The following is a 19032-nucleotide window of genomic DNA, read 5'->3' on the forward strand; positions in this document are numbered from 1 at the left end:
CTTTATTTATCCTTTTACGGCACCCATTGTAATACCTTGTGTGAATGCTTTTTGGAACACTAGGAAAATTGCAATCATAGGAACGGATGCCAATGCAGCTCCAGCCATGAGTACACCATAATTCGTCATAAACTCACTTTGCGTCGTCATCATAGACACACCTAACGGTAAGGTCATCATTGTCGTCGAGCGGATCATAATGAGCTGACTGAAATAATCGTTCCAGGAAGCGATAAAGGTGAAAATTGCAAGCGCACCGAGTGCCGGTTTGAGCAATGGTAAAATGATCGTGGAGAACAAGCGGATCTCCGAACAACCGTCCATTTTGGCCGCTTCCATCAATTCTCCTGGAATGGTCTGAGCGAACTGCTTCATCAGGAATACACCGAATGGCCAGCCGATTGCCGGCAAAATAAGCCCATAATACGTATTAACCCAACCAAAATCCGCCAACATCGTAAAAAGCGGAACAAGAATAACTTGTTTCGGCAGCGCCATTGCCGCGATGAACATCGTAAAAATAATTCTGCGTCCCGGGAAAAGCTTTTTCGCAAGCACATAGCCGGCCGTCGAAGAAACGAGGCAAACCGCAATCATTTCTACGATAGAGATGGTGAAGCTGTTCAGCGTCCAACGCCAAATCGGGTTCTTAAACAATTCAAGCCAATTGCTGAGCGTGGGTTTAAGCGGAAACCATTCAGGAGGTATCGCTGTGGCAACCGTCTGAATTTTGAATGCACCGGTCATGATCCAATAAAAGGGAAAAATAAACACAATCGTTGAAAGAATTAAAAGCACGGTGGAGACCACTTTCGTCGGCGTCCATGTACGTTTATTTCCGGTGAGCCGCTGTTTTCTGACACTGCCGGCGTGTGCGTGCACATGTGTATTTGCTGTCATGATGACCTCCTAGTACTCAACATCGCTGCCAAAATATTTGAATTGAATAACGGATATGATGCCAATTACGATGGCCAATATAATACCCATTGCAGAAGCAAGACCGAAATGCCCGAGCATAAAAGCTTGCTCGTACACGCCATACATAACCGTCGATGTGCTGTAAACGGGACCGCCCGAGGTTAGCAGCTGAATTAATGCGAAACACTGGAACGTGTTAATTGTCGTTATGACAATCACATAAAGATTCGTCGGCATGAGCATAGGCCATACGATTTTGGTGAAAATTTGCCACGGAGTTGCACGATCAATCTCCGCCGCTTCGATATAGGAGGTAGGAATGTTGCCCAGCGAAGCGACATACAGAATGATGGGCTGCCCAACAGACGTTGTAATCAAAACAGCAATGATCGCGAGCAGCGCAGTTCTTGTATCGCCTAACCACGATATCGGATCGAAACCGAATAGACCGATGATATAATTCAAAATTCCATAGTTGGGATGATAAATCCAACCCCATACGACCGTAATGCTGACAACCGAAGATACGGCAGGCAAGTAAAATACACCACGGAAAAATGATCTGGAAAATTCCTTCATTTTGTAAATATTAACGGCTACAAAGATGGAAAATACGATGACGATCGGCACCGCAATTACAACCAACAAAATCGTATTTCGCATGGACTTAAGAAATGTTTCGTTATGCATTAAGGAAACGTAATTATCTAAGCCTATAAAATCAAAAGTTCTCAAAGAATAATCGAAAAAGCTGATGTAAATACCTTTTAGCATCGGATATGCGACAAAAATCAGAAAAAATCCAAACGCTGGAAGTAAAAAGAGATAGCTCATCAGCCAGTCGCGCAGGACCATATTTCTCGATTTGCTAACCGTTGCTTCCATTCCTTTTCCCCATTTCTCGTGTTTAGTGAAGGAGCAGCGCCGCTTGCTGCGCTGCTCCTCCTGCCATTGCTGCTTATTTTTGAACTTGCGCTTTCGCTTTGGCAATCGCCTCATTGGCTTTGGCCGCAAAGGCGTCAAGCGCCTCTTTTCCTGTTGCTGTTCCTGTCAATGCGCGCTGCAGCTCAGGGAACCAGAATGTGCGGATTTCCGCATAGCCGTCTGCAATTGTGGGAGGATCCGTGATAAATTGGCGCGCCAGGTCCGCGTATTTATACTCAGGGTCGTCATACAAGCCGGTTACCGACGTGCGTGCGGATAGACCACCGGTCTGGATGACATTCTTTTTACCCCAAACGGGATCATTCACAACAAAATCGATAAATTTCTTGGAAGCTGCAATTTTATCAGCATTACCGTTGTTGAAAATCGCAAGCCCCCCAAGGAATGGCTCAAGCTTAGGTTTCGAACCATCCAGTGTCGGGAATGGAAGCAGAATATCCTCGAAAGGCACTTTTTTATTCGCAACGTTTTGCGCTTTCAACACCGGCGAGTAGTTCAGGGTGAAGGCCAGTTTTCCTTGTAAAAACAAGTCGTTGACGTCAGACGCGGCCAGGGAGGCTGCTCCCGCTGCGCTGATCTTGTCTTTCGTTGCTTTGACAACCCAATCCAGCGCCTTGCCGGCATTCTCGGTATTAATCGCAACTTTCGAGTTATCCTCGGACAGGAATCTTGAAACCCCCATGTTAGCCAAATAGGCGCGAGTGCCTTGATCACCTGCCGTGCTTTTCGCAAAGAAGCCGGTTGGAATCATTTCCGGCGCTTTATCTTTCACAGCCTGCAGCGCTTTTTCATATTCCGCTACCGTCCACGTTCTATCCGGCTTGTTCAGCGGAAGTAGATCGACAGCGCCGATTTTCTCAAACACGGTTTTGTTCACAGCCATCATGAACGGCCCCGTATTCAGCGGATACATGACGATCTGATCGCCGACAGTGGATTGCTTCCAGAATGCCGGAGCAATGTCATTTTTAACTTCCGGGGTCACCATATCGTTTAAAGGCGCGAGCAATTTTTTCTTGCCCCAATCAATAATACGTCCTGGAGCATCATAAATGACGTCAGGCGCCGTGTTGGACGCAATCGCGACATTCAGCTTTTGCGGGCCTCCATCGAATGTAATCATTTCAAGATTGACTTTTATTTCCGGATATTTTTGATTAAATGCTGCAATGATTTGTTTCTCGTATTTGCCGACTTCCCCATCCAACGTTTGGAAGTTGGGAAAGTTCCACCAAGTAATTTCAACAGGCTTAGCTGCCGCTTGAGTCGCTGCAGGTTTTGCTGTGTCCGGCGATGAGGCCGGTTTACTTCCTTCCGAATTACTGGTGCATGCAACCAATTGGGATCCTACTAGCGCTACGCCTAAAACGGTCATCAGCCCTTTTTTCATTGCTCTCATCTAAGTACCCCCATTATCGTTATAGGAACGAATGATTTCGCTTTCATCCCTTGCTCTAAGCATAAAACATATCCATCCATGGCAAAATCCCACTGGTTTTACATCTATGGTCGTATTCTGACCTATTTGCTTTTCGATCTTTTTCAAACACGTTTTGTAGCGATTTTAGTATATAATTTAGGAAAAGAACAGAGAAGGCCATAATCTTTCGGGGGATTCCATGTATAAACTACTCATTGTCGAGGATGAGCCACTCATTCGCACAGGCATCAAGCATTATTTTAACTGGCAGGATCTTGAGGTCTCCCATATTGTAGAAGCGGACAACGGGAAAAATGGACTAACAATGGCATTACAGGAGAAACCTCATCTCATTATTACGGATATCCGCATGCCGGAGATGGATGGGCTTGAGATGATTGAGCACTTGCGCCCTCAGCTTCCAGATACGGTGTTTGTCATTTTGACAGGTTTCAATGAATTTGCCTATGCACAGCAAGCCATACGGTTGGGTGGCGTTCATGGCTTTTTGCTCAAACCGCTCGAATACGAAGAAAGTCTAGCCACGATCCAAAGCTGTCTACAAGAAATTGTAGCTAGGCAGAAGAAGCGGGAAACCCACTCCGAGCTCATCCAAGAAAGCAAGCTGTCCAAGGGCAGCGAATGGCTTCAGCTTTTGCTGGAGGAACCTGATCTCGCTGCGGCTCAAGAGGGAAAGCTGCAGCATCTCTTTGAATTCCAAAGCGACAACTATGCGTATGTCCCTTTTGTTATCTCGTGGTTGCCTATGAAAACTGCTGCTCCTCTTGCCAAAAATAACATCAAGCTGTTGTCGGCCACTTGGATCGATGATATGATTTCTTCGCTGTATTCGACTGAAACGGCACGTCAAATTATTACCTACATGTATAGATCCAAGTTATACGGGATTGCAATCTTAAATAGCCCCTGTGCGCAGGTCGATCAGAGATTTGCTTTTCAACAACAGGAGCGTTTGTTGAAGCAGGCGGGAGAAGTGAGCCAAACTTCTATTTTCATGGCCATCGGCGAATCAACAGATAGGCTGCCTGAATTAGGCCATTTGATGCACCAGACGGATAAAGCATTATGGCAGCGGTATTATGAACCTGGCCGGCATGTGTTTCTTGCACCCTCGGGCGAGACGCCGTATTCAGGCAAAACATCCACCATTCATTTAAATGATCAAGATAAAAAGCAACTCTATACCTGCTTAGAAATTGCTAATGCAGAGGAAATCAAAAAACTCTTGCACCGATTCGAGAAGGACAATCTAACTCACATGCCGCAAATTGCGCCTGCACGTTGGCTTGCCTTTTTGCAGGAACTCATCGGCTTTTGCATTCAGTTTGCCAATAAAAACAGCATCCCGTTTGAAAGCGTCTACAGCGACAAGCTGTTAAGCCTAGCCTTCGTGGATGATTTCTCAACATTCGAGGCTCTATTTGACTGGCTCGGTGATTGGATGGCTCAGCTCGGAACATTGTCTCAGGATGGCTCGCTTTCGGACCAGCAGCAGGACGTGCTTATTTTTGAACACATCGCTTCTTTCATTAAGCAGAACATTGCGGAAGATGTGACGCTGCAAATGGTCGCCGACCGATTTTTCTACAACCCTTCCTACTTAAGCCGCCTGTTCAAAAGAAAATTAGATAAAAATTACATGCGCTTCGTCACGGAAATTCGAATTGCCTACGCTCAGGAGCTGTTAAAGAAGCCCGATTTATTAGTAACGGACATCTGTACGATGTGCGGGTACAAAAGCTACAAGCATTTCGTCAAAACCTTTGGACTCATCGCCCAAATGACACCCACTGAATACCGAAAAAAGTGGGGTTGGTCCTAAATGCTGCAGTGGAAACAACTGACTCGACAGTTCCGGATGAAGCACGTCAACCATCAAATTTTTGTACTGATGATCCTGATTATTACAATTCCTTTATTAATCATTTCCGTTATCATCTACTTATTTTCCATACAAGCCGTCAAAAACGAGTACCAAAGCAGCTCCAACTTAATTCTTACGAATTTGTCCTTTAACATTGATCAGTACTTGCAAAGTATCGAAAAAGGTACGCTGAACGCACAAATGGACGGACAGCTGCAAGGAGCGCTGGAGCATTGGACGATAGCTGGCGATGACAGCGGCAACGATCAAATGATTGTATACGGCAACATTATCGAGCATTTTATCAGTTCCATCGAGATGACGATCAAGAACGTGGACAGCGTTCAAATTTACGCAGGTTCAAGAATGTTTTACTCGATGAATTTCAATCGTTCCGACTACGATGTGAAGGATTTTACACATGAAGATTGGTATCTCCAGACACAGCAAAAGGCAGGCGGAATCGTACTTTTCGGCGCACATCTTCCTTTTCATCGGGTCAACGCCAAAGAATCCGTTATTTCCATCGCCAGAGTCATTAACAAAGTAGGCAGCAAACAGCCCATCGGTGTCATGCTCATTGACATTCGTCTGGATTCTTTAAGGGAAATTCTGAAGCTGTCGGAAGATCGGAAGCGGAATTTCATCATTATTGATGATAAAGGCGGCGTGATTTACAATTCCAACCGCAATCAGTCGATAAGCAATCTGTCGGCAACGCTCAAGGAGCAAGCCATTCAATCCGTACTGAACAACGAAACGGGAAGTTTTTATGCCAACTTCTCTGGGGTTAACTCGTATATTAACTTTGTCACTTCTTCGTATTCCGGTTGGAAAGTCATCCAATATATCGATGAGAAAGAAATGACCAAGCAAGCTGATATTTTGATTAAAATAGTTCTGACCTTAGCCTTCCTCTCTCTGGGCACAGCGCTCCTCTTCATGTTCATCTTGTCTGCGCGTGTGACCAAGCCGATTATTCTGCTTAGCAGACAGGTTAAATTGGTCGGGTTAGGGAAATTCGACGTTGATTTAAGCAGCGACCGTCAGGATGAATTCGGTGTGCTGTACCAGGGCATCCGTAAAATGGTGGAAGATCTGCAAAGCTATATCGAGCGCTCGGCCACGGCGATGGTACAGCAAAAAATAGCTCAATTCGGTGCCTTAAAAAGCCAAATTAACCCCCATTTTCTCGCCAATGTACTCGAATCCATCCAAATGAAAGCCGTCATTAACGGTCAGCGGGAAATTAGTGAGATGGTCGGCATGATCGGTCGTCTGTTCCGTATTCAGATTCAGACCGGCAAAGAAACCGCGTCACTGCGTGAAGAGCTTGAACATATTCGGTTATATGTGAAAATCCAGCAGCTCCGCTTCGGTGATAAAATCCAGTATTCCGAGAAGCTTGCGGAAGAGAGCGCCGATATACAGGTCATTCACTTCTCACTACAGCCTCTCGTCGAAAATGCGATCGTGCATGGGTTGGAGCGGTTAAGCGGGCCAGGTTTGCTTGAGGTGTCTACGGTAAAATCCGGCAATGATATGCTCATCATGATCAAAGACAATGGTGTGGGGATGGACGAAGAGAAGCTGCAGCAGCTGCAACTAAGGCTCGCCCAGCCTTCCAACACGTTAGACGAAGCCCATATCGGAATTAAAAATGTTCACGATCGTATCTGTTTCTACTTCGGCGAACAATACGGCCTGACCTTGTACAGCCAAGCGGGGCAAGGCACCACGGTGATCATTCGCCTTCCGATCAAATAGAAAAGGACTGTTTCAAAAGATCACATGATCTTTTGGAACAGTCCCTTGGTGTATTGGGTGCGTGTTACCTATCCAGCAAATCGTCAAAAATGCCCCGGAACTGATCCGCCACGGATTCAGCGCCTTCCTCGAGCTCATCTACGCTGAAAAAGAAACGGTGATGGGACTCATCCGTATCCAGCATATCCGATAAAAGCCCGCCAAACCCCCGCGTTCTGCGGTCAAATTCCAGAAGAACTTCGACGCCGTTCTCATCCGGGTAGAAAACAAGCTCCAACTCATCTACGGAGCTGCGGTACTCCCCATTTTGATACGGTACAAATTCGAAATTTTGAATAAATGGCAGATGATAATTGCGCTGCGGATAATATTCGTTCTCTGCTTTATGTAAATGAAAACCGAGTTCCTCCAGCGCTTCAAAAATAACCGACGTGTGCGGGTGAGCCAATACCTCAATAGGATCACGATCGGAAGGATCAACCGCGTTGTCCACGTCCATGCCTGTACGGATCCATATCGGGCTTACACCAATAGAAATAGGCGTCTCGTGCGGCAGTACGAAATGAAAAGGAATTTCGACCGATTCTCCGGGTTCAAAAACAAAACTTTCGCCGAGCAGAATATTAGCAATTACAACCGTTTCTCTGTGCATCCGATTTGCGTCGTTATTTGCCGGCTTGAGGTATTCCGTCATGATTTGAAAATAGATTCTGTCCACTTTCTGCTCTACACTGCCGCCTTTGGCAACGATGACTCCCTCTACAAGCTCCCCGGGAATGAAAGCCTCCGTATGGAACTGCGTATCGATTTCAATGTTGCCAATCCCTACTTTAGCCATCATTTTCTTAAAAAAAGACATGATTATTCCTCCGCTTCATCATCATCAAAAAGAGCCCGAAAATACCGCTCCCGATGATTCAAGAAATCTCTCGTTAAATTGAAATGATCCGTATCTTCATACGAGATTGGCTCGATGGCGGTTTCAGTAAACTGCAAAATTTGCGCGCCTGGATACGCCATGATGATCGGGGAATGCGTAGCTATAATAAATTGCGCCTGACCTGATTTCTCCAATTCCCGAATCATGCCGAGGAAAGCCAACTGATTCTGTGGCGAAAGCGCCGACTCAGGCTCATCCAGCAGGTACAAGCCTTTGCGGCCGAACCGGTTCCGGAAAAAGGTCAAGAAGGCTTGTCCATGCGACTGCTCATTCAGGGATTTGCCTCCATATGGCGCGTAAGCTTGAAATCCAATATACGGATCCTTCGCCAGTTCATCGATATAACCGGCAAACGTATCAAAGGTCTCCGCACGGAAAAAGAGTCCGTGACTGACTTTGGGCAGCCACGATAATCTCATGATATTCGCCAGCGATTCATCATCTTTTTCTTTCTTGATCGTTAAATCTCGGCCTCCGACCACACTAAAGCCGCAGGAGACACCGATCGCCTCCAGCAGCGTAGACTTCCCCGAACCATTATTTCCGATAAAAAAGGTGACATTCGAACGGAAATTGAGCTCATCGATTTGGCGAATGGGCTTAATGTTAAACGGAAATGCAGCTTGATCCGCTTCGGACAGCTCCGACCAGTCCAAGGTTATTCGCTGTAAAAATGGCATTCGCGCCTCCTGTTACTCCTGACTTATTGGTTAGCTGAATAGTTTTTGAGTAAATCTTCAACTAGAATGCCATTAATTCTCATGCCTTTGAGTTCACAATCTGTAAGCTCCGCATCTGTCAAATCACAGTTGGCGATCTTGGTATTGGCTAGTTTGCATTTCGTAAATGAAGTGTCTATAAAATGAACATGCTCGATCTGAGCGTTGCTGAAGTTGGCATTCTGAATGCTCGTATTCGAAAGGTTGATATTCGAAAACTTTGTATTCTGCATATTGATGTCATCTAGTATCATGCCGCTCATATTCGCATTATGAATCTTTGTGTTTGCCAGATTCACATTGTCAAAAACAAGATCCTCAGCTTTCACTTTTTCAAATTTTGAACCCGTGATATCCGCCATCTGTAGATTTAATTTCTCCGTTTTCAAATTCAATCTCATCAACCTCGCCTTTTCAGCAGATTCATATACATGGACATCTAATAGAGTGCTCACATTTCACTTTACACGAAAATGGCTCTCAGGCAAACTGCAAGAAGCCAAATTTCTAGCAGGCGTCAGCCGCCGATGGCACTGATGTGGCACCGGATAAAATCAATGAGACACTACATGCAGCGGTTCCAAGCTGCCGTCTCTGGTGTCAATCGCTCCCGGCCCGATGCAATTGACGCGGATGCCGTGAGGCGCAAGATCAATAGCAGCAGATGCCGTCGCCCTCGCCAACGCAGCTTTAACTTCGATACTTGCTCAAAATTCCCCCAGCATAACAAAAAGGTGAACTCCCTCACCATCACGATGCAGAGTTCACCTGATTCTAATTTACGCCCGTTTGACTCCGCCGCTTCCGCAGCTTCATCAATTCTGGCAAAGCAATACCAACCATTGTAATAATAACACCAATCCATTGTATGCTATGGACGGTTTCATGAAGCACGACGAAAGACATGATGACTGCGGTCGGCAATTCAGCCGCGCTCATAATTGTCGCGATGCCACCGCCGATCCGAGGAACGCCAATCGCGAAAAACAACGGCGGTATGACGACACCGAAGAATGCAAGCAGAAGCGCCCAAGGCAGAAGTTCTTCATGTAAAGAGCCGTTGAACAGAAAATGCGGCGGATAAACCAGCATTACCAGGATTAACGATCCTGACTGCATAATAGCACTGCGAGTAATTGGCGCAATCGCGCTGGAAACTTTGCCGCTAAACATAATGAATAAGGCATAAGTTAGCGCAGAGAGAAGCCCCAGACTGATTCCAATCCATGACGGTGCTTCTTGCCCGCCACCTAAATATCCGCTTGCCATAATAATTCCGATAAACAGGATGATGAGCGCGAATATTTTATCTTTTCCAGGCCGTTTCCGCTCTGTTATCGCCTCAAGCAAAATTCCGATCCAGGTAAATTGAAACAAAAGAATAATGGCAAAGGAAGCTGAGATATATTGCAAAGCTGCGTAATAAAAAATACCCGTTAAGCCTGAGGTTGTTCCAACCGCCATGAGTGACAAGGCTTGCCGCGGTGCCACTTTATACTTCTTGGTCTCGGCGCTGCCGCCTCGATTGGATTTGGCTGTAACAAGAACCAAGATCCAAATCATCAGCACGCCGAACAAATTTTGGCTGCCAACCACTTCCCCCACTTGGAAGCCCGATTCATACGCTTTTTTGACAAAAGTGGATAACAATCCAAAGCTGCATGCGCCAGCCAACACGAACAAATAATATTTCATCATAGCGATTTCGTCAGAATATCTCTGACGGTATCACGCGTCATGATTTTGTAACTTCCCACTTGCTCCTTCATAAAGGACTTATGAATTAATTCCTCAAGTCTGGCATCACTAATGTCATAGTCCGCTAAACAGTTCGGCGCACCTAGCGAATTCCAGAATTGACGCAGCGCCTCAATGCCTTCATATGCAATTTCGTGATCGGTTTTGCCTGTGGGATCAACACCGAACACAGCCAACGCCAGCTTGGTCATCCGTGAAGGATCATCTTCTGCGCAGTGTCTCATCCAGTTCGGATAAATGATGGCAAGACCTCCGCCATGCGGAATATCATACACCGCGGACAAGCCGTGCTCGATCTGGTGAGATGCCCAGTCTCCGCCATCGGTCCCGCTGGATAATAACCCGTTAAAAGCGGTAGTTCCCGCATACATGATCGTTGCTCGATGTTCATAACTGTGCAGGTTCTCAAGCAGTTTAGGCGCAGCCTCCATGATCGTTAAGAGAACCGATTCCATGAAACGATCCATCATTGGCGTATTTTCGGTGAGGTGGAAATACTGTTCGAGCACATGAGACATCATATCCACAATGCCGTACACCGTTTGATCCAAGGGCACCGAATACGTAAACTCCGGGTCCAAAATAGAGAAAGCCGGATAGGCCAAGGGGCTGCTCCAGCCGCGCTTCTCGTTTTTCTCCCAGTGAGTAATGACTGAAATGTTGTTCATTTCAGAACCCGTGGCCGCCAACGTTAGCACCGTTCCGAATGGCAGTGCTCTAGAAGGGACAGCCTTGCGCGTAATAATATCCCAAACATCACCATCATAATAAACGCCAACTGAAATTGCTTTGGCACAGTCAATCACACTACCGCCGCCTACAGCTAGAATCAGCTCAATACCGTGCTCCCGGCACAGTTCGATCCCCTTCTTCACTGTCGTAAGCCGCGGGTTCGGCTCAACGCCTGACATTTCATACATGTCCGCTTGCATATGGTCAAGCTGCTGTTTAACAGCTTCGTAAACGCCATTTTTCTTAATGCTTCCGCCGCCAAATACGAGCAGCACCTTCTTGCCAGGAGTGCCTAGTTCCTGCGCTAACTGCTCAATTTGCCCTTTGCCGAACCATAATTTCGTTGGATTGAATTGTAAAAAAGATTGCATGATTGTAGCTCCCTTGGATGACTGATATCTGATTTCTAACTAATGCAGTATACCACAACTCCGTTTTAATTTCGAAAAAGGTTTGGCGCCCTGTCGTTTCTCATGTACCTACATAAGATAGACCGAGGTGAATATCCCATGCCCAATTACCGCATTATTATTGACCTGTCCGATTTCCAATTATATTTGCTTGATGTAAATCGCGTTGTACGCGCATTCCCGGTGGGAATCGGCAAGATGGTAACCCGTACACCCATCGGCGAGTATACGATTATTAATAAACAGCCCAATCCTGGCGGTCCTTTCGGCGTCTTCTGGATGGGATTGAGCAGACCGCATTACGGTATTCATGGCACCAACGACCCCTCCTCCATTGGCAAACGTACCTCTCACGGATGCATCCGAATGTACAACGAAGATGTGCTTGAACTGGCCGCACTCGTGCCGATTCATACCCGTGTGACGATACGACCTTAATAGGCTGTCCCAACAGTCATCATAATGACCGAGGGACAGCCTATTCATTTCTAGACTCATTAAATCCGGTGTACCGGCAAAGAGAACGAGATACTGCAGCCTTTGCCTAGACGGCTCTCCGCCCAGATCTGCCCTCCATGATATTGGACAATCTCTTTGGCAATCGCAAGACCAAGTCCGCTTCCGCCGGATGTGCTGCGTGATTTGGAAACCTTATAGAACCTTTCAAATATGTGCGGCAGATCCTCTTCGCTGATCCCCACGCCTGTGTCGGTCACCCGAATCACAAGTTGGCGCGGATCGCCTTTGATGTCCACATGCACATGAATGAAGCCGCCTTTAGCCGAAAACTTAATGGCATTGTAAATAATATTGGCATACACCTGCTCGATCCGATCCGTATCAACGGTTAACAACATCTCTTCATCTTCCGAATTCACCATATCGAGAGTGTAAGTGATACCCGCATTGGCGCAGTCCAGCTCATATTTGGCAAAAAGCTGGCGCACCATGGTCTGACAGGAAGTTGGCGCAAGCTGGAAATGGAACTGCTTTGTTTCCAAGCGGCTCAGTTGGTAGAGATCGGTAATCAATCGCTGAATACCGACAATGCGCATATGCACAACCGAAAGGTACTTTCTTTGTTCTTCGGGCTCCTGGATCACACCGTCCAGAATCGCCTCGACGTAGCCCTGAATGGAAGTCAGCGGTGTACCCAAATCGTGAGAAATATTCGAAAGCAAATCGCGCCGCGAAGTCTCCATCAGGATCAATTCATTCGTACGCTCTTTCACTTTGGACTCCAAGTCGTTATAAAGTCTGGCATTTTCAATCGAAATCGCCGCCTGCGCGGACAGCAGCTTGATAATATCAAGGCGGTCCGATGTAAAGGCATTGCGAATCAAGTTATTTTCCAGATAAAAGACGCCGACGAGATTGCCCTGATGCAGAATCGGTTCACAGAAAATCGATTTGCCCTCAGCGGCGCGAATATAAGGATCATGCGTGAAGATGCCTTTATTCGCGGCATCGTCCAACACGACGCCTTCCTTGGTCCGGGCAACGAAATGAATCACAGCGGCCGGAAGATCTTCCCGCGTTTCCAGAGCAACCGAGCTCACCGTGCAGGAATCTTTGCCTTCCGTCGCAAGCATTTCCGCCTCGACATACAGGCTTTCTTTCTCCTTCAGAACAAGGATGCTTCGCTCTGCGCCTGACGAATAAGTAACGATTTCCATCAATCGTTTGATGAGCTGCTCCAAATTGACTTCACTGGATAAGGATCTGGACGTATTCATAATCGTCATAAAATCCAGAGCCTGCAGCGAATAGTCGCTGATATTCGTCGTACTCCAGTCCTGCTGCTCCTTAAGTGAGGTCAGATAGTTTGGATAACGCAGCTTTAACTCATCGGCTTTCGCTTTAGCTCCCCAACTTAAATAGCCATAATAAGCATCAATGAAGTAGGTTTTTGCGATCTTCTCGCGGCCGGCATCCTTGTAGAGCCTCCCTGCCAGCTCGCAAGCGATCGCTTCATGTTGGATGAAGCCCTGCTCCCTTGCTTGCCGGATGGACAACTCGTAGTCCTGCTCGGCTTTCTGGAAATTCCCCGTGACACGGCTCCACTCGGCACGCATCAAGGAGCTAAGGTGCAAGAAGTTTTCCGGACAGTGAGTCGCCCACTTGTCCATTTTGCGCAGCATTTTACCTATTTGCTTGGCGTAAAGCTTCTGTTCAAATATGGTTGCATCCTTATACACAGCGGCAATGGATAAAACATAATAGAAATAGTTCTCAGGAATGTGGAACAATCCGAAAGAGACAGCCTGCATCGGCTCTGCTTCTTTGCCGGTCTTTAAAGCAGCTTCGTATTGACCGAACAAATAATACAGCATCATTTTTTTAACCTTATACTCATGTATAATGACTTGATTCGGGTGAATAATCAGCTTTTGGACAAACCGCTCTTCCGCTGCTTCGTCCGTGCCGACGATCAGGGGATTTCCGGCTTTTCCTTCCAGATTCTGAATCACCATGCGCAGCATTTCTAACATAAGCAGAGTGTCATGATGGTTGGTTTGCTCCAGGATGCGATAGTTCTTATTCAGATCTTCTTGTACTTCCGGAAGAGCCACGCCTTGAAAATCCTTAGCCAGCACCTGATAGGTCAGTGCGTAGCCTGCGAAAACCAAGTCTCCGTCTTCAATTCCACTTTTGAACGACTCATTCAGATGCTCCAAGCTAACTTGCAGCGGTTTGACCCACGGTGTAACGAACAACCCGAAGGAAAAGTGGCTTTTACTGCGGTATTGATGGGATTGGAAACGGGCATTCAATCTTTCGCCAAGTTGTCCGTACTGGTAGCCTAACTGATAATCACCGAAACCTGAGCCAAGGATTAATCCATAGGAGCCGTACACGTAGGCCATAACCGGTGTATTGCCGTATTTTAGCGCGTGTTTGGTCATGATGAACATAAAAAGTACGAATAAGTTCGTATTTACGAAATACGCCGAAACCGCAATACTCATCATCAAACTCATCAATTTGAAGCGGTATTCATCTTCCATGATTGGCAAATCATACAGCTGCAGTGTATTTTTACGCCCAATCTTAGCTTTGAGGTTGAGATAGGCCAGAAAAATATTCGCGCTCGTCGGTTCGCTTGGAATACGAATCCCTTGTTCAGCCAAGGCTTTTAAGCCAACTTCGACACTTTTACGCTGCTTTCCGACGTTGGTGTACAAGATAACCTGTAAGTTATACACTTCCAGCTTCAGCTCGTTCGTCCGGGCATCCAGGAGCAGCTGTTCATAGGAAGTTTCCGCTTCATCCGCTTGGCCGTTCAAATAGAGGACTTCGGACTTTTCCAGCCGAATCGAGAAGCTGAGATCCTCCATCTCCTTATTTTCTACCAGATTCAATAACGTCAAAGCCTTGTTGTAATATTGAAGCGCAGAACGATAGGCATTCGAAGATTTGGCTTTACGGCCAGCTCGCAAGTTAAACTCAAGCAGACTGACAAGCTCTTGACGCTCTTTCAACAACTCCGAACCTAAGTTCATATGGTTGATGATATCGAATAAGCGCTGCTCAATTTGTGCTTCAGGCAAGAACTCCAGCAGCTTGCGCGCAATATGCAAATGGGTCTCAGGCAGATCGGCTTGTTCGATCGAACCATATACAGCTTCCTGAATCGAATCATGCACGAACATAAAGCGAATGTCTTGAGCGGCGGAATTGCCTTGCGAATCCGTATAAAATTTATAATCCGTACCAACAGGGATGATCAAACCCGTTTGGATTGAAATTTCCAATTCCTGTAAAATATCCTCAAATGACGTCATCGCAATGATGCCAAGCGCCTCCAGATCAAAGGTTGCACCTAAGCAAGCTGCCTGACGCAATAAATATTGCGTTCTGGACGGCATACGCAGCAATTTTTCCGCCAAAAGGAACATGAGATTGTCTGTAATTCGCAACTTTTGAATTTCATTCATATCCCAAATCCACCGATTGGCTTCATAGCTGTAGGAAAGCAAATTTTGCTCGTATAAGGCAGTTAGAAATTGTTTGACGAAGAATGGATTGCCTCCTGTTTTTTGCAGGATCAGCTGTGCCAACTCGGCTACTTGATGGTTTTCCGTCTTTAATGACTCAGCTACTAGCTGCTTGACATCGCCGATTTCCAGCGCATTCAGCACAATCCGTTCCGCAACAAGCCGTTCCGGCAGCTTATCGAGCAGTTGAACATGCGTGGAGGATAACCAATTGGTATCGTGTTCACTTCGGTAGGCCCCAATAAATAGGAAATGCCTCATCTGTGAATCGTTTAGAAGCAGATCGATAAACTGCAAGGAGGCCGCATCCGCCCACTGCAAGTCATCAAGAAACAAGACGATGGGCCTGTCTTTCGAGCAAAAGATGAGCAAAAACTGCTGTAATAAGAAATGCAACCGGTTTTGCGTTTCTTGCGGCGGAAGCTGCTTCGCATGAGGTTGTTCGCCGATCAGCAGATTCAACTCTGGAATGAGATCGGTTAATACTTTACCGCTCGTTCCGAGCACTTTGAGCAACTGTCCTCGGTACTCTTCGATTTGTTGATCCTTCTCCGTCAGAAGCTGACGGACCAGCTGCCTAAGCGCTCTCGATAGCGCATGGTAGGAGACATGCTGTTTGCCGGGTTCAAAACGCCCGGCCAAAAACCAGCTATTGTCCTTCATCACCGTCTTCATCGTCTCTGCGATGAGGAACGATTTGCCGTAACCGGACTCCCCCGTTACCCACACGGCTTCTACGGAGCCATGAATGGCGCGCGAATAGACATGCAGCAGCTTTTCGATTTCCTGGGAACGCCCGTATAAACCCTGCGGGATTTGGAACATGTCGGTCATATCGTAGAGACCAATTGTGAAGTCTTGGATTTCATCCGGCGCATTGACCATCATTAGACAGTGTTCAAGATCCTGAATGATCCCGTAAGCACTTTGATAGCGGTCTTCGGCGTTTTTTGCCAAAAGTTTCATGACAATCTCGGCAAGCGGCTTCGGAATATCCATCCTAATCTTGTCGGGAGAAATTGGCGTCACGGCAAAGTGGCAATGAATAAGCTCCACCGGATCTTCGGTTTGAAAAGGAAGCCGGCCCGTGAGCATTTCGTAAAAAGTTACCCCTAGCGAATAATAGTCCGAGCGATAATCGATAATCCGATTCATGCGGCCTGTTTGTTCCGGGGACATATAACTCAGTGTTCCTTCAAGCTGGTGCGGATCTAACATTTCCTGGCGCTCTCTAGTAAAGGAGGAGATGCTGAAATCCGCCAGTTTCATAATCTTTTTATCAGGATTCGTAATAATGTTGCTTGGCTTAATATCTTTGTGTATCACATATCGCTGATGAATATTGCCGAGGATTTTGACCAACTGAATTGCCGCCGTTAAGAAAGCCTGAAGTGACTGGCGAAACAAAGGAAAGTAAGAGGATAAGGTGTCGCCGTCAAAGTCCTCCAAAACAAGCGCGATGCTGTTCTGATATTTAGGCAGCCCCAGCGGTTTCACAATGCCGGTTATGTCAAGCATTTTGCCAATTTCGTATTCTCGCTTCAGTCGTGCTACATCCGCAGAAACCGGAAAATCCGACCGAAGGGTTTTAATAATGACTTTTTCCATAGTCGGCTTATGGATGGCACGGAACAGCACGGTCCGGTCGCCCTGATAAATCTGTCTGATTAATTCATATTCCGGCAAAATTAACATAAAATCCTCCTAGTAAAACTTGCTGCCAGGTACTTTCACAGACAAACGCCCCTTAACAATCAAGGAGCGCGTTGGCCTGGAATGATATTTGATCTGCTATGTATTACCAACCTAAAATCTTGCCGTCCCAAGGAAGTCCCTTTTCAAAACGGTGCTTATCATGGATATGATACGGCTTCAATATGTCGAGGTGCCCCAGCTCAAAGGTGTACATTTCCCATATTTTACATGGTTTTTCCTTCGAACCGTCTCGTTCGAGAATCGCATTCACCGCACGGCGCGCCGCTTCATTGGCGCCTTCCATCGTTGCAAGGTTCGTATTCGTACGAACGTAGTCTGCCGCCAAGAACAAATTCGGAATAGCGGTATACGCTTCCGGACGATCATTCCAAGTTCCTACACGGTTGATCAGCAGCGGCTCCATATTCGTGCAGGCGTGTTCAGGATTATCAAATTGGATATCGGTATCGAGGAACCAGGAATGCAGTACTTCATCTTCCAATATGACGGCTCCGTCCACATTCAAGCTTTTCTTCATCTGTGCCCAGACTTCTTCTTTGATCTCTTCTGCCGTACAATGTGTAGCTGGCTTACCATATAAAATTCCTGGCGTATCCCAATCGGATATATCGACAGACAGAACGCCTTTAACCGTACCATCGCCATACTCGCTCAGATGAACATCAGGCCAGAATTGTTTCTGTGAAACGGACGTTAGCGACCAAGGCGCATCCAAGTAAATAACATGGCCGTGCGTAATTGTAACATCCTCTTTCAAATAATACTGGATCCCGTTCATCCACGCCACAGAATCAACCAACTTCTGAACGCCGGCAAGTGTTGGATCTGCTTCTAGCATTGCATTAGTAATGAATTTCCCCATCACCTCTACCGGGAAGGCAGCAATGTAATAATCCGCTTCAACGTCAAACGTTTCTCCGTTCTCCGTCACCTTCGCGCTGCGAATGACTCCATCAACACACTCGATGCTCTCTACCTTTGCAGCCAAATGATAGTCAACGCCTTTTTCTGTTAAAAAGGATAGCCAAGGATTCACCCATTTGTCATTCGTGGGACCGTTCAGAAGTCGGACAAAGCTCGTTCCTGGCGTTGTGATGTCCAGTGTCATTTGAGTGGCTACAGGACCTACCGTTTGTGTGTTGGCGATCTTGGACTGGCAAGCGACAAGGGTTTTGGTGAAACCTGCAAATATTTTCTGGAAAGCAGGGGATTGCTGCTCGGCTTCGATGAATGTCCACCAATCGATCAGGTTATATTCCTCGCGGATACGCTCCTCGCAGGAGGTCATAACTTGCCATAGCTTACGTCCATACTGCTCCATGTCGTCCATCGTCAAACCCAGATTATTATCGAAAAGATCACGGATAACAACCAGGAAGTTGTCAAGGCTGAACTCTATCTTCGCGAGCAATGGGAGCAAAGGTGCCGTGAAAGTCGCAATATCGAGTCTTGTTACTTCCATTAAATTATCATATACGGTTCCGTTTTCATAGGGAATATGTTGTAAAGTATCAATGACATGTCTGTAAAAACGTGGAAACAATCGGAAGCCATGCTCACCTGGAAGATCTCTTCTCCCGTCAACTCCGCTTCCTACATAAGGCATGCTTCTCGCTTTCCCGCCCGGTATAGTCTTAAACTCATAGACCGATACCTCATAACCTCTTGTGATTAGTTCATGTGCTGCGCTCATTCCAGCGACGCCGCCACCCAAAATTGCGACTTTTTTCACCATAATTCCCCCTCGATTTGGATCATATTGTAAAATTATCTGTAAACTATCATACCATCTAGGCAATTCGAATCATAGACTTTTAGTTC

13 protein-coding genes and 2 pseudogenes are annotated in these 19032 nt (G+C 46.5%); 3 read left to right on the plus strand and 12 right to left on the minus strand.

The features are described from left to right. Positions 1-6: 6 nt before the first annotated feature. The 3 genes from RQP52_RS14595 to RQP52_RS14605 are packed head-to-tail and all read right to left on the minus strand — an operon-like array spanning position 7 to position 3265. Positions 7-900, minus strand: coding sequence for a carbohydrate ABC transporter permease (locus RQP52_RS14595; protein WP_315952412.1), 894 nt, complete (start codon positions 898-900; stop codon positions 7-9). A gap of 9 nt (positions 901-909) precedes the next feature. Beyond that, positions 910-1911: a carbohydrate ABC transporter permease gene (locus RQP52_RS14600; protein WP_455430405.1), complete on the minus strand. Its 1002-nt coding sequence runs from the start codon at positions 1909-1911 to the stop codon at positions 910-912. Continuing rightward, the gene (locus tag RQP52_RS14605) at positions 1880-3265 is read right to left on the minus strand and encodes an ABC transporter substrate-binding protein (protein ID WP_315952414.1); all 1386 of its coding nucleotides are present in this window, start codon (positions 3263-3265) and stop codon (positions 1880-1882) included. Before RQP52_RS14605 ends, RQP52_RS14600 begins: the two co-directional genes overlap by 32 nt. 220 nt (positions 3266-3485) lie before the next feature. On the opposite strand from RQP52_RS14605, the gene RQP52_RS14610 reads away from it, so the two are divergent. Further along, entirely contained in the window at positions 3486-5129 is a 1644-nt protein-coding gene (locus tag RQP52_RS14610) for a response regulator (RefSeq protein WP_315952416.1), read from the plus strand. Then, on the plus strand, positions 5130-6938 hold the full coding sequence (locus RQP52_RS14615; protein ID WP_315952417.1) for a cache domain-containing sensor histidine kinase: 1809 nt from the start codon (positions 5130-5132) through the stop codon (positions 6936-6938). 64 nt (positions 6939-7002) lie between these two features. Here the strand turns inward: RQP52_RS14615 and RQP52_RS14620 are convergent, their stop codons facing one another. From RQP52_RS14620 to RQP52_RS14645, 6 genes and pseudogenes are all read right to left on the minus strand, one after another. Further along, a complete protein-coding gene (locus tag RQP52_RS14620) occupies positions 7003-7797 on the minus strand; it encodes a sporulation protein (RefSeq protein WP_315952418.1) in 795 nt (264 codons plus the stop codon). A 2-nt stretch (positions 7798-7799) separates the two neighbouring features. Further along, positions 7800-8558 carry an AAA family ATPase gene (locus RQP52_RS14625; RefSeq protein WP_315952419.1) on the minus strand — a complete coding sequence of 253 codons (759 nt, stop codon included), beginning with the start codon at positions 8556-8558 and terminating at the stop codon, positions 7800-7802. 23 nt (positions 8559-8581) lie between these two features. Beyond that, complete coding sequence (locus RQP52_RS14630; protein ID WP_315952421.1) at positions 8582-9052, minus strand: pentapeptide repeat-containing protein; 471 nt, start codon at positions 9050-9052, stop codon at positions 8582-8584. Between the two features lie 138 nt (positions 9053-9190). Beyond that, positions 9191-9289: pseudogene (locus RQP52_RS14635) on the minus strand (SDR family oxidoreductase); the annotation flags it as partial. An 82-nt stretch (positions 9290-9371) separates the two neighbouring features. Continuing rightward, entirely contained in the window at positions 9372-10295 is a 924-nt protein-coding gene (locus tag RQP52_RS14640; RefSeq protein ID WP_315952425.1) for an EamA family transporter, read from the minus strand. Further along, positions 10292-11458, minus strand: a complete 1167-nt coding sequence (locus RQP52_RS14645) for an iron-containing alcohol dehydrogenase (protein ID WP_315952427.1) — start codon at positions 11456-11458, stop codon at positions 10292-10294. Before RQP52_RS14645 ends, RQP52_RS14640 begins: the two co-directional genes overlap by 4 nt. Positions 11459-11596: 138 nt before the next feature. Between RQP52_RS14645 and RQP52_RS14650 the strand changes: the two genes are divergently transcribed. After that, on the plus strand, positions 11597-11935 hold the full coding sequence (locus tag RQP52_RS14650) for a L,D-transpeptidase (protein WP_315952428.1): 339 nt from the start codon (positions 11597-11599) through the stop codon (positions 11933-11935). 59 nt (positions 11936-11994) lie between these two features. On the opposite strand, the gene RQP52_RS36485 is transcribed toward RQP52_RS14650, so the two are convergent. From RQP52_RS36485 to RQP52_RS14660, 3 genes and pseudogenes are all read right to left on the minus strand, one after another. After that, positions 11995-12447, minus strand: a complete 453-nt coding sequence (locus tag RQP52_RS36485) for a sensor histidine kinase (protein WP_379171496.1) — start codon at positions 12445-12447, stop codon at positions 11995-11997. 54 nt (positions 12448-12501) lie between these two features. Continuing rightward, positions 12502-17190, minus strand: a pseudogene (locus RQP52_RS14655) (AAA family ATPase); the annotation flags it as partial. A gap of 103 nt (positions 17191-17293) precedes the next feature. Then, positions 17294-18946 carry a hydroxysqualene dehydroxylase gene (locus RQP52_RS14660; protein ID WP_315952431.1) on the minus strand — a complete coding sequence of 551 codons (1653 nt, stop codon included), beginning with the start codon at positions 18944-18946 and terminating at the stop codon, positions 17294-17296. Positions 18947-19032 lie beyond the last annotated feature (86 nt).

The organism is Paenibacillus violae, assembly GCF_032461945.1.
In the GTDB taxonomy this organism is placed as follows: Bacteria; Bacillota; Bacilli; order Paenibacillales; family NBRC-103111; genus Paenibacillus_E; species Paenibacillus_E violae.